The 15,397-nt window shown below is 47.2% G+C and carries 10 protein-coding genes; all 10 read right to left on the reverse strand.

The annotated features are described in order from the left end of the window. Positions 1–352: 352 nt before the first annotated feature. The gene (locus D1151_RS04560; RefSeq protein WP_161908115.1) at positions 353–2,215 is read right to left on the reverse strand and encodes an ABC transporter ATP-binding protein; all 1,863 of its coding nucleotides are present in this window, start codon (positions 2,213–2,215) and stop codon (positions 353–355) included. After that, entirely contained in the window at positions 2,199–4,559 is a 2,361-nt protein-coding gene (locus D1151_RS04565) for an ABC transporter ATP-binding protein (RefSeq protein ID WP_161908116.1), read from the reverse strand. The genes D1151_RS04560 and D1151_RS04565 overlap by 17 nt, the downstream gene beginning before the upstream one ends. Further along, positions 4,556–5,035: a MarR family winged helix-turn-helix transcriptional regulator gene (locus D1151_RS04570; protein ID WP_161908117.1), complete on the reverse strand. Its 480-nt coding sequence runs from the start codon at positions 5,033–5,035 to the stop codon at positions 4,556–4,558. Before D1151_RS04570 ends, D1151_RS04565 begins: the two co-directional genes overlap by 4 nt. Before the next feature lie 543 nt (positions 5,036–5,578). Continuing rightward, complete coding sequence (locus D1151_RS04575; RefSeq protein ID WP_160202314.1) at positions 5,579–6,892, reverse strand: aspartate kinase; 1,314 nt, start codon at positions 6,890–6,892, stop codon at positions 5,579–5,581. A 115-nt stretch (positions 6,893–7,007) separates the two neighbouring features. After that, positions 7,008–7,508: an O-acetyl-ADP-ribose deacetylase gene (locus tag D1151_RS04580; RefSeq protein ID WP_160202313.1), complete on the reverse strand. Its 501-nt coding sequence runs from the start codon at positions 7,506–7,508 to the stop codon at positions 7,008–7,010. Further along, positions 7,505–8,182: a gamma-glutamyl-gamma-aminobutyrate hydrolase family protein gene (locus D1151_RS04585; RefSeq protein ID WP_160202312.1), complete on the reverse strand. Its 678-nt coding sequence runs from the start codon at positions 8,180–8,182 to the stop codon at positions 7,505–7,507. Before D1151_RS04585 ends, D1151_RS04580 begins: the two co-directional genes overlap by 4 nt. Before the next feature lie 95 nt (positions 8,183–8,277). Then, complete coding sequence (gene gltA, locus D1151_RS04590) at positions 8,278–9,666, reverse strand: NADPH-dependent glutamate synthase (protein ID WP_161908118.1); 1,389 nt, start codon at positions 9,664–9,666, stop codon at positions 8,278–8,280. Then, complete coding sequence (locus D1151_RS04595) at positions 9,659–10,513, reverse strand: sulfide/dihydroorotate dehydrogenase-like FAD/NAD-binding protein (RefSeq protein WP_330588281.1); 855 nt, start codon at positions 10,511–10,513, stop codon at positions 9,659–9,661. The genes gltA and D1151_RS04595 overlap by 8 nt, the downstream gene beginning before the upstream one ends. A 17-nt stretch (positions 10,514–10,530) precedes the next feature. Beyond that, positions 10,531–14,037: a pyruvate:ferredoxin (flavodoxin) oxidoreductase gene (nifJ, locus tag D1151_RS04600; protein WP_161908145.1), complete on the reverse strand. Its 3,507-nt coding sequence runs from the start codon at positions 14,035–14,037 to the stop codon at positions 10,531–10,533. Between the two features lie 23 nt (positions 14,038–14,060). Beyond that, positions 14,061–15,314 carry a 4Fe-4S dicluster domain-containing protein gene (locus D1151_RS04605; protein ID WP_161908119.1) on the reverse strand — a complete coding sequence of 418 codons (1,254 nt, stop codon included), beginning with the start codon at positions 15,312–15,314 and terminating at the stop codon, positions 14,061–14,063. Positions 15,315–15,397 lie beyond the last annotated feature (83 nt).

The raw sequence follows: 15,397 nt of genomic DNA on the forward strand, positions 1-15,397 counted from the left end.
CTTTGTGAATTAGTGTGAAGTACTTATGTAGACGTTATTTTACTTATAACTTTCCTTTTTTTGCGCCTACAAAGGGTGAAGTTCTGCAAAGTGAAATTTTCCTTTGGACCCGATGAGAAAACGATTGAGAAAATTAAAAAGCGCTCTAAATTATCGTGTGGGCACAACAAGAAAAAGAACCCTTCATGAATTAAGTAAGCCAGTTGCTCCTACAAAATTTCTTTCAAATTTCGTTTCTTCTGTACACCGCTTCCAATTCTTTCACAAAATGCTGTCATTTCTTATGCGCATACGAAAACAGAGACTCTATTCTTTCAATAAAGTCTCTGATCTGTTTTTCTAAAATATCCCTTTATCCTAGTTCCTCAAACTGGGAGTTATACAAATCAGCATAGAAACCGCCGGCTGCCAGCAGCTGGTCGTGATTTCCCTGCTCAATGATGTCGCCTTCCTTCATGACGAGAATCAAATCTGCATTGCGAATGGTAGATAATCTGTGCGCGATAATAAAGCTGGTTCTGCCTTCCATCAGATTATCCATAGCGCTCTGAATCCGCTCCTCTGTACGAGTATCCACAGAAGACGTCGCCTCGTCTAAAATCAGCACCCTGTTATCTGCCAAAATGGCTCTGGCAATGGTAAGCAGCTGTTTTTGTCCCTGTGAAACGTTGGAGGCGTCTTCATTAAGTTCCATTTCGTAGCCGCCCGGCAGTGTTCTGATAAAGTGATCCGCATGGGCAGCCTTTGCCGCAGCAATAACCTCTTCATCCGTCGCGTCCAGTCTGCCATAGCGAATATTCTCCATAATCGTCCCTTTAAACAACCAGGTATCCTGTAACACCATACCAAAATAATCACGCAGATTATGTCTGTTGAACGCTCTGATATCGTGTCCATCCAAGGAAATGGAACCCTCCTGTACATCATAAAACCGCATAAGCAGCTTTACGATGGTAGTCTTGCCCGCACCGGTCGGTCCCACAATGGCGATTTTCTGTCCTGGCTTTACATCAGCGCTGAAATCCTTGATGATAATCTGCTGCGGGTCGTAGCCGAAACGCACGTGATCAAAGCGCACCGCGCCCTGCGAATCTTTCAGCTGCACCGGATTTTCAACAGTCTGCTCTTCCTCTTCTTCTGCGAGAAACTCAAAGACACGCTCGGATGCTGCCGTCATAGACTGCACCTGATTGATGACCTGAGCGATCTGCTGAATCGGCTGCGTGAAATTCTTTACATACTGAATAAATGCCTGAATATCCCCAATTCCGATGGTGCCCTTGATAGCCAGAAGTCCTCCGGAAATCGCAACACCGGCATAGCCCATATTGCCTACAAACATCATCAGCGGGTGCATGAGTCCTGAAAGAAACTGCGATTTCCAAGCAGATTCGTAAAGTACATCGTTAGTCTCGTCGAATACCGTAATGGTTTCGTCTTCCTTATTAAACGCCTTAATAACCAAATGACCCGCAAAAGTTTCTTCCACCTGTCCATTGATATTGCCCAGATACTTCTGCTGGGTGCGGAAGTGTTTCTGTGAATACTTTACTACCACCGACATCAGGATCGCTGAAATCGGCAGAATCACCAGCGCAATCAAAGTCATCAGCGGTGAAATAGATAGCATCATTACCAGCACGCCAATCAGCGTTGCAGTCGATGTAATAATTTGGGTAATGCTCTGATTCAACCCCTGTCCTAATGTGTCCACATCATTGGTAATGCGGGACAGCACCTCACCGTAGGTTCTGCTTTCAAAATATTTCATCGGCATGCGGTTAATCTTTTCAGAAATCTCCCTTCTCATGCGGTAACAGATTTTCTGGGTGATGCCGCTCATAATGAAGCCCTGCACAAAGGTAAACACCGAACTTGCGGCATAAAGCCCTAAGGTAATCAAAAGGATCTGCAGGATTTTGTCAAAATCAATACCCCCAGTACCTCCGATTTTCCTCATCAGTCCCTCTGCAAGTTCGGTGGTAGCGCGTCCCATGACCTTTGGTCCCAGCACGTTGAACACCGTTGAAGCCGCAGCAAAGAGCATAACCACCAGCACGGCAAACTTATATCTGCCGATATATGCGAGGAGCTTTTGAAAGGAGCCTTTGAAGTCTTTCGCTTTCTCGCCGCCCATCATAGCACCCATCGGTCCGTGTCCGCCAGGTCCTCTGCGCCTAGGCTTAAACTCCCTTGTATCATTCTTCACTGTCATTCACCTCCCCCTCTGTAGTCTTCGGCAGCTGTGCACTCTGGGATAGACCTCCCAGTTCCTTTTCCGAAAGCTGAGAACTTGCAATCTGCCTGTAAACCTCACAGTTTCTCATCAATTCCTCGTGGGTTCCCTTGCCCACAATTTCTCCATCGTCTAATACCAATATCTGATCTGCATGAAGTATGGTGCTGATACGCTGCGCAACCACAATCTCCGTCGCATTTTTAACTCTGTCAGCCAGCGCTTTGCGAAGCTTTGCATCAGTTTTCATATCCAGAGCAGAAAAGCTGTCGTCAAAGACGAAAACCTTTGGATTCTTTGCAATGGCTCTTGCAATAGCAAGACGCTGCTTCTGTCCACCGGACACGTTGCTGCCGCCCTGGGCGATATAGCTGTCAAATCCCTCTTCTTTCTCTGCGATAAAATCCGCTGCCTGCGCGATTTCTGCTGCCGCTTTGATTTCTTCATCAGTAGCCGAAACCTTGCCAAAGCGAAGGTTAGAAGCAATGGTTCCAGAAAACAGAACCCCCTTCTGCGGTACAAAACCAATTTCCTCACGCAGTTCGTGCAAAGCCAGTTCCCTAATATCTACACCGTCTAAGGTAATTTCTCCTTCCGTCACATCATAAAATCTTGGAATCAGATTTACCAACGTCGATTTTCCAGCGCCGGTACTTCCAATCATAGCTGTCACCTTGCCCGGCTCCGCTTTGAAACTAATATGATGCAGCACGTCTTCCTCTGCGCCCGGATAACGGAAGCTGACATTCTTAAATTCCAGCACGCCTTTGTGCTCTTTCAAAGCCTTCGGTTCTTCCGGCTCCCCAATAGAGGATTTTGTCTGAAGCACTTCATCGATACGTTCTGCAGCAACGCCAGCTCTTGGCAACATAATGGACATCATAGTCAACATGAGGAAAGACATGACAATCAGCATGGAGTAAGTAATAAATGCTGTCATATTTCCCACCTGCAAATCTCCGCTGTCGATTCTCTGTGCGCTGACCCACATAATCAGAATGACCAGACAGTTCATAATTAACATCATGCCCGGCATCATAAAAGTCATCACCCGGTTGGTAAATAGCTGCGTTTTCTTCAGATTCTCATTGGCAACATCAAAACGCTCTTCTTCGGTCTTTTCTCTGCCAAAGGCTCGAATAACTGAAAGACCTGTCAAAATCTCTCTGGAAACCAGATTTAGATTGTCGACCAGTATCTGCATGAGTTTGAACTTCGGCATTGCAATAGAAACAAGCAGAAGCACAAATCCCAAAATCACAAGGACAGCCATCGCGATAATCCATCCCATGCCGGCACCGGTTTTTGCCACCTTATAAATGCCGCCTATGCCCAAAATCGGCGCATAAAGCACCATTCGAAGCATCATAGTAGTTACCATCTGAATTTGCTGTACATCGTTAGTACTTCTGGTAATTAGCGATGCAGTAGAAAATTTATCAATTTCTCCATTGGAAAATCCGACTACATTCTTAAATACCTTGCCACGCAGGTCTCTGCCGACTCCTGCGCCGATTCTTGCAGCCAGATAGGAAGTGCAGACCGCTGCCGCCAGCATAAGCGCTGCCATGAAAAACATGCGAAACCCTGCACGCCAAAGATAGTCAGTCTGTACTTTCTCCATGTCGATACCTGCTGCCTCATTGCAGGAGGCAGCATAAGCAATCCCCATAGACTTTAGAGTATCTTCGCCTACAGAGGTAATCATTTCCTCCATAGAGGTTCTGGCATTTCTGATGGCTGTCTCGTCCATCTGTCCTTCTGCAATCATACGCTCCATCAGAGGACGCATGTCAACATAAGTCGACACATTCCCTTCTTCATCTTCCGCCTGAAAGCTGTCAATATCGGTGCCCATGAGAGTTTCAATCTCCTCGATAGACATATCGTCTATTTTCGATTCCAATTCTGCCATCTGTGGATTCTGAGAAACCGCCTCTTTGATAGTATCTTTAAAGTCGCCTTCGCGCATGTGACCCAACTGATAAGTCAGCGCTACAGCGGTTATCAGCTTCTCGTCGACTTCTTCTAGAACCTTTTCATCCTCTGCATTCAGTCTGTAATCGGCACCGTCCTCTACATAAATCTCATTCCACAGTACCGCTTCCTCTTCTTCCATAAAAACTTGCGCTTCACGAAATTCCTCAGCAGTGATTCTCTCTGGGGCGATATGCTCCACTCCCTTTCCTGTAATACCAGTATCTATAATATCTGCTGTGTACTGCGGCAGCGCCAGATCACAATAGGCCTGCACCGTAAGCAGCAGCACAATCAGAAGCACAGATTTCCAGTACGGAATTATGTTCCTAAAAATTCTCTTCATTCACTTTCCCCCTTCTTTTCATTATACTTTCGTTTTTCTATTTCTATTTTGGAAGTTTCCACAAACTTCTGCAGGTAGTCGTTAAGTTTTTGCATGGTGTCTGCCCCCAAATTGCCAAACACTGCATCAGAGAATTCTTCCATAATGCAGTCTGCTTCTGCAATGCGCGCGATTCCTTTCTCCGTCACCTTAACAAAAGTATTACGCCGGTCTTTCTTATCCACATCACGCAGCACCAGTTCTTTTTCCTCCAGCACACGCAATGCTCTGGAAATAGCCGGCGGCGGCAGATGCATTTCTTTCACAATCAAAGAGACTTTCACCCCCCCTTGGTTGACTCCGCTGCACCTTTGACAGTGCTGTATCATCTTCAGCACACCAAGTTCCCCGTGACTGATGCCCGGCAGCATGCTGGAAAGATTCAATTTCCGAAAAGAATGCATGATATCAAAAAAATTTTTCTGTTCCTCTCTCATGATTGGTCTCCTGTTCTAAACTTACCGCAAGAAATAGTTAACACCGTTAATAATTTTAATGCATCAAATATTTTAGCACGCAACTTTATTTCTGTCAACAGGATTTTTGCACGTAAAATACCCACTGCAGATACGTTGAAACTACGAAGTTGTGCAAATCCATGCTTTTATTCGCCGAATGCACAACTACGCTACTGCAAAGTTGTGTAAATCCGATAAAGATTAATTTTTTTGCACAACTATCTCGTTAAAATTCTACTTGTCCGCAATTTTCTCTCACCCGAATTGTGCATTCATAATAAAATAGTTTGATTTTACTCAACTTCCTGCCGGAATTATATGATCTAAAAGAATAAGGTTGTGCAAAAACCTGTGTTCAGAAGCAAGATGCACAACCCATCATGACAACAGTTGTGCATAAGACAAAAGATAAGTCAGATTTGCACAACCGGGCACAACACGAGGTTTTGACAACAAAAAACAAGGCGCCCCGTCCTTTCAGCTGACGGTTTTGCGCCCTGCAGTTTTCTAAATCGTTATTCGTTATACAAATGCCTGATAGATGGCACGGATTGCCGTATCAAAGTCACGATTCTGTACTCCAACGATAATGTTCATTTCGCTGGAACCCTGATCGATCATTCTAATGTTAACCTCCGCTTCGGCAAGGGCTGTAAACAATGCCGCCGAAACGCCGCTTCTGCTGCTCATGCCGTGGCCCACTGTAGCAATGAGGGCGATATCCTCAAAAGTTTCCATGTGGTCAGGACTCAGCTGTTTTTCAAAAGCTTCCAGAAGTTCATCGAGTCGTCCGTCCAGACTTTTGTTGGAGACTACGACAGAAATGGTATCAATCCCGCTCGGCAAATGCTCAAAGTTGATATCCATATCCTCCAAGATTGCCAGGATTCTTCTGACAAAGCCTCGTTCACTGCTGAGCATATTTTTGTAAATCGCAATAACGGTAAAATCTTTACTGCCCGCAATGCCTGTTACAACATTTGTATTGCTTTCATCGTGCTCTGCCGTAATAATGGTTCCTGGATCCTCCGGCAAATTCGTATTTCTAATGTTAATTGGAATATTTGCGATTCTTGCTGGATAAATCGCGTCTTCATGCAACACCGACGCTCCCATATATGAGAGTTCCCGCAGTTCTTTATAAGAAATCTTATGAATCGGCTTCGGATTTTTTACAATTCTCGGATCCGCCATCAGAAAACCAGATACATCCGTCCAGTTTTCATAAATATCCGCATCCACTGCTCTTGCCACCAGAGAACCTGTAATATCAGAACCTCCTCTGGAGAAAGTCCGCACCTTGCCGTCCTCTGCATTACTGCCATAAAATCCAGGAAGTACAGCCCTCTCATGTTTTGCAAGCTCTTTGCGAAGCGCTTCATCGGTCGCTTCCTGCATCAGTCTACCTTTATTATCAAATAAAATAAGCCCTTCAGCATCAACAAAATCATACCCTAAAAAAGCTGCAATCAGTACAGCATTTAAATACTCACCACGACTTGCAATATAGTCAGAAGAGCAGCCCTTTTTCAGATTCTCTTTAATGATATCAAAGTGCCCCTGCAGGTCAACGTTAACATTCAAATTCAGCTGAACCGCCATAAATCTGTCCGTAATAACCTGAAAAACCTGTTCATAAGGCAGGTTATGTTCCATATGAGTCTTGCACAGATACAAAAGATCTGTAATTTTATTGTCTCCATCAAAACGTTTTCCCGGTGCAGATACAACGATGTACTTGCGGTCAGGGTCTGCTTCGATGATTTGCTTCGTCTTCATCAGCTGGATTCCGTCAGCAACTGAAGAACCGCCAAATTTCGCTACTTTTATTCCCATCTTCTACATTTTCCTCCATAATCAACAATCTTCTCTATTATATTATAACAGGAGATGTCTTGCAACGATTTTTTGTATCTTGTCCACAAAAAATCATTACTTTTGTGTTGCTTTTTCATAACAGTTCTCTGTAAATTTCCTCCGTTCTTGCGTCAAAGCACACCATCAGCACTTCTTCAATTCCGCTGCCCGAATGTGTTTTCAGGTAATTCTGTACCGTTTTCACCGCAATTTCTGCTGCCTCCACCTTTGGATAACCATAAACACCAGTGCTGATTGCAGGAAAGGCGATGGACCTTATCCCCAGTCGCTCCGCTTCCTCAAGACTACGCAAGTAGCAGCTTTCCAGTTTTTCTGCCTCGCCGTGGGCGCCTCCGCGATAAACAGGTCCCACCGTGTGAATTACATACTTTGCCGGCAGATTATATCCCTTCGTCACCTTTGCATCACCCGTTTCACAGCCGTGAAGAGACCGGCACTCTGCAAGAAGCTCAGGTCCTGCCGCTCTATGGATGGCGCCGTCTACTCCTCCGCCGCCAAGAAGGGCATTGTTTGCCGCATTGACAATGGCATCTACAGGTAACGTTGTAATACTGTCCGTGGTAATTCTAATCATAATTCCTCTTCCTTCCTCAGCCAAGCTTTGAGCAGTTTTTCTCCGTCTGCTCTGCTTTCCTTATCTCCATATAGGTACATCTTTTCCGGGTGCCACTGCACGCCCAGTACCTTCCCTCTGTTTTCTTCCATTTCGACAGCCTCCACCACTGTATCTTCTCCATCATTCCAGAAAGAAGCTACCTGTAAACCACTACCTATACGTCCTGCCCCCTGATGATGACGTGTATTGACAAAAGAATTCTCACCAAAGAGTCCATGCATACACGTACCTTGAACATGGATCACGCTGTGATAAAGCTCCGGCTCCCTCCTCTTGTGAGCCTCTGCGCATGGCAAATCCTGTATCAGCGTGCCTCCAAAGTATACGTTTAGAAACTGCATGCCTCTGCAAATCCCCAGCACCGGCATCTCTTTCTCCATAGCAAGATCCATCAGTGTAAGCTGCGCGCTGTCCAGTTCATCGTTGATGTCGTTGGAACCTTGGTCTTCTTCTCCCCAAAGCTTCGGATTCATATCCTGCCTGCTCCCTGGCAGCACCAGAGCGTCTGCTTCTGCCAATTCCTCCTCCGACAGTGATAAAAAAGGTTCTGCACCAAGTCTTTTAAATGCGTCTATATAGTCTTTGTACTCCTCTATAGCCGTCTTTGCGGCTGCAATCATAATCTTTTTCATAGAGTTTATTTTAGCAGAGTCCGCCGTAAAAATCCAGTAGCAACGCTATTAAAAAACGAAGCATGTTCCCATGCTCCGTTTTCTCTAAAGTCCATTTATTTACTCAAATACGCATCAATCCCTGCCGCTGCAGTTTTTCCTGCGCCCATAGCTTTGATTACCGTAGCTGCGCCGGTTACTGCGTCGCCGCCTGCGAAAATGCCGGGACGATTTGTTGCAGCAGCGCTGTCAGCGCCAATACCTCCACGGTCGTTTGCCGCCAGCTCCTCCGTGGTATCCAAAATCAGCGTGTTCAGCTTTGTGCCGATGGACATGATAACCATATCTACCGGAATCACATGATTTGAACCTTCCACTGTAACCGGTCTGCGTCGTCCGGAAGCATCCGGCTCGCCTAGTTCCATGGTGACGCATTCAATGCCTGTTACATGACCTTTTTCATCGCCTTTGATAGCAACCGGATTGGTCAGCAGCTTAAATACAATCCCCTCTTCCATAGCGTGATGTACTTCTTCCGCTCTTGCCGGAAGCTCATCCATGCTGCGGCGATAAATAATATAGACCTCGCTTGCACCCATGCGCTTTGCACATCTTGCGGCATCCATAGCCACGTTACCGCCGCCGACTACGGCAATCTTATCAACCTTCTGAATCGGTGTATCATATTCAGGCAGGTATGCCTTCATCAGATTGATACGGGTCAGATACTCGTTGGCAGAGCATACACCCAGCAGGTTTTCACCAGGAATCTTCATAAAGGATGGAAGACCTGCGCCAGTTCCGATAAACACAGATTCAAAGCCTTCTTCCTTCATCAACTCGTCGACAGTGATAGCGCGGCCAACGATAGCATTGGTAACAAACTTCACACCTTTTGCGGAAAGCTTTGCAACCTCAGCCGCTACAATCTCCTTCGGCAGACGGAACTGCGGAATGCCGTAAACCAGCACGCCGCCGGTCTTGTGCAAACTCTCGTAAACAGTTACTTCATAGCCTTTGTTGATCAAATCTCCCGCACATGCAAGTCCTGCAGGCCCCGCACCGATGACAGCCACCTTGTGGCCATTGCTTTCAGCAGGTTTGATTTCTTCATCGCCGTAGTTTGCAGCATGCCAGTCGGCTGCAAAGCGCTCCAAACGACCGATGGCAACCGGCTCGCCCTTGGTACCGTGAACGCACTTACCCTCGCACTGATTTTCCTGCGGACATACCCGGCCGCAAATTGCAGGCAGTGAACTGGTTTCACTGATAATCTGATAAGCTTCCTCAAATTCGCCTTCGGCGATTTTGGCAATAAAGTCAGGAATTTTAACCATGACCGGACAGCCGCTCATGCAAGGTTTTTTACGGCACTTGAGGCAGCGCATAGCCTCGCTTATAGCCATCTCCTCCGTATAGCCGCTGGACACCTCTAGGAAGTTCTTGTTGCGAACATCAGGCGCCTGTTCCGGCATTGGACATTTTACTCTTGTTAAATTAATCATGGTAACGAACACCTCCTGTCAAGCGACAAACGTGAGCACGGTCAGTTGCTTCCTGCTCCGCATAGTATGCGTTTCTCTGAATCAATTCGTCCCAGTCAACAAGACTTCCGTCAAATTCCGGTCCGTCTACGCAGACAAACTTATCCTCGCCGCCGATGTTAGCGCGGCAGCCTCCGCACATGCCGGTTCCATCAATCATATATGCAGTCAAAGACGCTACAGACGGAATGTTGTGTTCTTCCGCCAGCTTGCAAACTAACTTCATCATAATCGGCGGCCCCACTGCAACGATTTCGTCGTACTGGTTTCCCTCTTCAATGAGGGCTTTCAGCTTGTCGGTGGTAAAAGCCTTTTCGCCGTAAGAACCGTCATCTGTCACCATGAACAGGCGGTCCGTCCCTGCGCGAAATTCCTCCTCTAAAATTACCAAATCTTTATTTTTAAATCCGGCAATCATATCGACTTCAATGCCGTGGTCGTGCATGCCTGTTGCCAGCGGATATGCCAAAGCGTTTCCTGTGCCGCCGCCAACCACGCAGACCTTTTTCAATCCGTCCATATGGGTCGGTTTTCCAAGAGGTCCTACAATATCTGCAAAACAGTCGCCTACTTCCAGCTGATCCATCAGCATAGTGGTTCTTCCCACTGCCGCATAAATGAGGTCGATAGTGCCCTCCTTTTCGTTATGTCCTGCCATGGTGAGCGGAATTCTCTCACCATATTCATCAGTTCTCAAAATGATGAACTGTCCCGGTCTTGCCTTTCTTGCCACCAGCGGAGCGTAGATGACCAGCCAGGTAATATTGTCATTGAGCTTTCTCTTGCTCATTACTTCAAACATTTTCATCGGGTGATCCTCCTCTCCTAATTATCAAAGCTCTTTTTCTGGTTCTGCAGATGTGCGTATCTGTCCATCGCCATTTCCTCTGCTTTAGCAAAGAGCTGCTCTGCTCTTTCCGGGAACTTTAGCTGCAGGGAGTTGTAACGAACTTCTCCCATGATAAAGTCTCTGTAGCTTTCGCTAGGTGCCGGACTGTCGATGGACAGCGGGTTCTTTCCTTCTGCTGCTAGGTCCGGATTGAATCTGAGCAGATTCCAGTAGCCTGCGCGAACCGCGTTTTTCATTTCCAGCATTGCCTTGTTCATGCCGGCTTTCAGCCCCTGGTTGATACAAGGTGCGTAAGCGATAATCAGGGAAGGCCCGTCATAGCTTTCGGCTTCTCTGATTGCACGCAGGGTTTGCTCCGGATTTGCGCCCATCGCAACCTGTGCTACATATACATAGCCGTAAGCCATAGCAATCTGTGCCAGATCCTTTTTCTTTACAGCTTTACCGGAGGCTGCAAATTTTGCAACAGCGCCGATTGGCGTAGCCTTGGAGGACTGTCCGCCAGTATTGGAGTAAACCTCCGTATCGAATACCATGACGTTTACATTTTCACCGGAAGCCAGCACATGGTCAAGGCCGCCGTAGCCGATATCGTAAGCCCAGCCGTCACCGCCGAAAATCCACATGGACGGTTTGATGAGCATATCTTTATTTTCTAATACGTATTTTGCGTCAGGGTTCTTATCTGCAACTTTCGCACAGGCCGCTTCCAGAATCTTTCCGGTCTCTTCCGAAGCCTTAGCATCGTCCATAGAAGCAAGCCATGCCTTTGCCGGAATCCCTACTGTATCCACAAGCCGCTCTACAGCCGACTTCATTTCACCGCGGCGCGCCTGCATAGACATTGCCATACCCAGACCGAACTCCGCATTATCTTCAAAGAGCGAATTTGCCCACGCAGGTCCTCTGCCCTCTTTGTTTACAGTGTACGGTGTGCTCGGTGCGCTGCAGCCCCAAATAGAGGAACAACCCGTCGCATTGGCGATATACATTCTGTCACCAAAGAGCTGCGTTACCAGCTTTGCATAAGGAGACTCGCCGCAGCCCGGACATGCGCCGGAGAACTCAAGAAGCGGCTGTTTGAACTGGGAACCCTTTACGGTATTAACGCCAAACGGTACTTCCTTTTCAGTCACCTCACTGAACAAATAATTGTATTTTTCCTGCGCTGCAGAAACCACTTCGTCCTCTGCCGGTACGATTTCCAGCGCCTTCTTTCTGGCAGGGCAAACCTGAGCACAGGATCCGCAGCCGGTGCAGTCCAGTGCGGAAATACCTAGGGTAAAGAACTTACCAGAAACGCCCTTCATAGCAAGATAATCTCCGTTTACCGAATCGATTTCTGTTTCGTCCAGTACAAACGGTCTGATGACGCCGTGCGGGCATACGTAGGAGCACCAGTTGCACTGCATGCAGTTTTCCTTGTTCCATACAGGAACATCCGTGGCAATGCCTCTCTTCTCAAAGGCTGCCGTTCCCGCCGGAATACAGCCGCTAGCTGTCGTCAGGAAAGTTGATACCGGAACGTTATCGCCGGTCAAAGTATTGGTCGGTACCAGAATATCGTTGAGGTAATCGGTGTGCGCCTGATCGCGACCTACAAGCTTTGGAGCCGGTGCATCATCAGGAGCGTCAGCCCAGCTTTCTGGGACTTCTACTTTATGGACATTGGCAACACCGGCATCAACTGCCGCCATGTTCATCGCAACAATTTTTTCGCCTTTTTTGCCGTAGGTATTTTTGATTGCAGCTTTCATATAGCCTACTGCTTCCTCAATTGGAATAATATCAGCCAACTTAAAGAATGCAGCCTGCAGTACCGTATTGGTTCTTCTTGCGCCGAGACCGATTTCCTTTGCGATAGAAACAGCGTCGCAGGTATAGAATTTGATGTTGTTACGGGCGATATATCTCTTTACTGTCGCAGGCAAGTGGGTATCCAATTCCTCATCGCTCCATACGCAGTTGAGAAGGAAGTAACCGCCCGGCTTTACGTCCTGCACCATCTCATAGCGGTTCAGATATGCCGCATTATGGCAGGCAACAAAGTCAGCCTGTTTCACATAATAAGAAGATTTAATCGGTTCATCGCCAAAACGCAGGTGAGAAATGGTCACACCGCCAGACTTCTTTGAGTCATACTGGAAGTATGCCTGTACCTTCTTATCCGTGTGGTCGCCGATGATTTTTACGGAGTTCTTATTCGCGCCAACTGTTCCGTCTGCACCCAGACCCCAGAATTTGCAAGCCTTTGTTTCCTTTGGCGCAACGTCAGGATTTTCACTGACAGCAAGAGATAATCCGGTCACATCATCAGTGATGGAAATGGTGAATTCCTTCTTCGGCTCATCTGCCCAAAGATTTTCGTAAACCGCCAGAATATCACCCGGCTGCGTGTCCTTCGAGCCAAGACCGTAACGCCCGCCTGTTACCAGACATTCCTCAAAGAGGCTGCCCCGCAGTGCGGAAATTATATCAAGATATAAAGGCTCGCCTACGCCGCCCGGCTCTTTGGTTCTATCCAGTACAGCAATTTTCTTCACCGTTTCAGGCATCACGTTTAACAGATATTTTGTAGAAAACGGTCTGTAAAGATGAACTTCTATAATACCGACCTTCTTACCCTTTGCAAGGAGATAGTCCACAACTTCTTCCGCAGCGTCGCATACAGAGCCCATAGCTACGATGATTTCTTCTGCATCAGGCGCACCGTAATAGTTAAACGGTTTATAGTTTGTGCCGATTTTAGCATTGACTTTTTCCATATAGGTATTGACAATATCCGCAGTTTCCAGATATGCCGTGTTGCACGCTTCTCTGTGCTGGAAAAAAGTTTCCGGCTGCTCCGCTGAACCCATGCTGTGTGGGTGCGCAGGGTGAATAGAACGTGCCTTGAAAGCCTTTACTGCGTCCCAGTCCACCATTTCTTTTAAATCCTCATAGTCCCAGATTTCAATTTTCTGGTTTTCGTGAGAGGTTCTGAAACCATCAAAGAAGTGGAGCATTGGCAGCTTTCCTGCTATGGTTGAAAGATGCGCTACTGCAGCAAGATCCATAGCCTGCTGCACGGAATTTGACGCCAGCATAGCAAAACCAGTCTGGCGACAGCCCATCACGTCGGAATGGTCCCCGAAGATGGAAAGGGCGTGAGTTGCCAGTGCTCTTGCAGCCACATGAAATACCGTCGGCGTCTGCTCTCCAGCTAATTTATACATATTTGGAATCATCAGAAGCAATCCCTGAGAGGCTGTAAAGGTGGATGTGTAAGCACCGGCTGTAATAGAGCCGTGCACCGCCCCGGCCGCACCGCCTTCTGATTCCATTTCAATGATTTTTACTTTTTCTCCAAAGATATTAGTTCTATCCTGAGAAACCCATTCGTCCATACTCTCTGCCATCGGAGATGATGGTGTGATTGGATAAATGGCTGCTACCTCAGAAAAAGCATATGCCACGTGTGCTGCAGCAGTGTTTCCGTCCATGGTCTTTAATTTTCTCACCGTAATCACTCTCCTTTCCTCATAGCAAGAGCTGCTTCCTGTAAATAGCTGTACTCTGGCACTTCCCGCTCCTTAATAATACCTCTGGCGCAGATATACTGACAGACCTGACAGTTTTCGCAGATTTCTGAATCGACCACTGCATGCGCTTCTTCCATATAAATCGCACCGTTTGGACAATTTGCCGCACAGTCGCTGCAGCCAATACATGCGCTGCTGCAAACAGAAGCTTTGTCCTCGTAATCTGCGGTGGATACACAAGGTACCATCTTTGCACCTTTGTACGGCACCATGACAATCAACTTCATCGGACATGCGTAAGTACAATCTTTACATCCCACACATTTGTCAGGATCTACCTGCGCACTTCCGTCTACGACTTTGATTGCGCCATAGCGACAGACTTTCGTGCAGTCCCCCTGTCCTGTGCAGCCGGTAGTGCAAATACCGAGGTCTTTCGCGTCCAGTTTAGCCGCTTCAGCGCAGGTTGCTGCTCCCGCTGCCTGGTATGCCTTCTCGTTCCTACTGCCGTTACATCTGACAAAAGCAACCTTTTCCTTTAATTTTGTTAAATCATGCAGGGTATCCACGATGATTTTTTTCTTGCACTTCACTGTACATGCCACACAGCCGACACACTTGTCATAGTCAATGACTGCATGGTTATCGACAATTTCCACTGCGCCCTCCGGACAAGCACGAACACAGTCCCCACAGCCGATGCAGCCATATCCACAGATTTCCCTGACTCTGTCATCATCCTCATCCCGATTAGAACACGGAATAAAGTTGGTCGCCTCTCTTGGAATCATGCGGATAAGCCCCTGTACACAAGCGCCTTCAGCCGCACATGCACCGCAACCGTTACACTTTTCAGGGTCGATGATAACATCTCCGTCAACCAGCTTCATAGCGCCGAATCTACAAGTCTTTGTACAGTCTCCGCAGCCGATGCAGCCATATCGGCATTCGCCCCGCAAAAATCCTTCGGCAACCGCCTCGCGGCAGGTTTTTCCTGAAAAGCGCTTTTTCCCTGCGGAATCACCACTGCAGGCAACGAAAGCAATTTCATCCTTTGCCGCTTTACGTTCTCTTCCCGTCACTTCTGCAATGGCATTCACAGCTTCCTGCGTGCAGGCAGGACAAAGAGCTACGCTCGATCCGTCTGCAATGCTTTCTGCACAAGCCCTGCAGGTTTCCTTGCCGCAACCGCCACAGCAGTCAGCGCCTGGCAGAAGTGCTAAGATTTTAGCAATCATAATAGAATCCTCCTTTTACACAAAATCGTTATTTTACACGAAATATTCTGTATACAACTTTTTTTCATATTACATTTATCATA

Origin of the sequence: Emergencia sp. 1XD21-10, assembly GCF_009936045.1 — a bacterium.
GTDB lineage: Bacteria > Bacillota > Clostridia > Peptostreptococcales > Anaerovoracaceae > Senimuribacter > Senimuribacter intestinalis.

Excerpts from the sequence above, each read along its gene's own strand:
- D1151_RS04560 (WP_161908115.1), bottom strand. The coding sequence starts at position 2,215 with ATGACAGTGAAGAATGATACAAGGGAGTTTAAGCCTAGGCGCAGAGGA.
- D1151_RS04565 (WP_161908116.1), bottom strand. The coding sequence starts at position 4,559 with ATGAAGAGAATTTTTAGGAACATAATTCCGTACTGGAAATCTGTGCTT.
- D1151_RS04570 (WP_161908117.1), bottom strand. The coding sequence starts at position 5,035 with ATGAGAGAGGAACAGAAAAATTTTTTTGATATCATGCATTCTTTTCGG.
- D1151_RS04575 (WP_160202314.1), bottom strand. The coding sequence starts at position 6,892 with ATGGGAATAAAAGTAGCGAAATTTGGCGGTTCTTCAGTTGCTGACGGA.
- D1151_RS04580 (WP_160202313.1), bottom strand. The coding sequence starts at position 7,508 with ATGATTAGAATTACCACGGACAGTATTACAACGTTACCTGTAGATGCC.
- D1151_RS04585 (WP_160202312.1), bottom strand. The coding sequence starts at position 8,182 with ATGAAAAAGATTATGATTGCAGCCGCAAAGACGGCTATAGAGGAGTAC.
- gltA (WP_161908118.1), bottom strand. The coding sequence starts at position 9,666 with ATGATTAATTTAACAAGAGTAAAATGTCCAATGCCGGAACAGGCGCCT.
- D1151_RS04595 (WP_330588281.1), bottom strand. The coding sequence starts at position 10,513 with ATGAAAATGTTTGAAGTAATGAGCAAGAGAAAGCTCAATGACAATATT.
- nifJ (WP_161908145.1), bottom strand. The coding sequence starts at position 14,037 with ATGGACGGAAACACTGCTGCAGCACACGTGGCATATGCTTTTTCTGAG.
- D1151_RS04605 (WP_161908119.1), bottom strand. The coding sequence starts at position 15,314 with ATGATTGCTAAAATCTTAGCACTTCTGCCAGGCGCTGACTGCTGTGGC.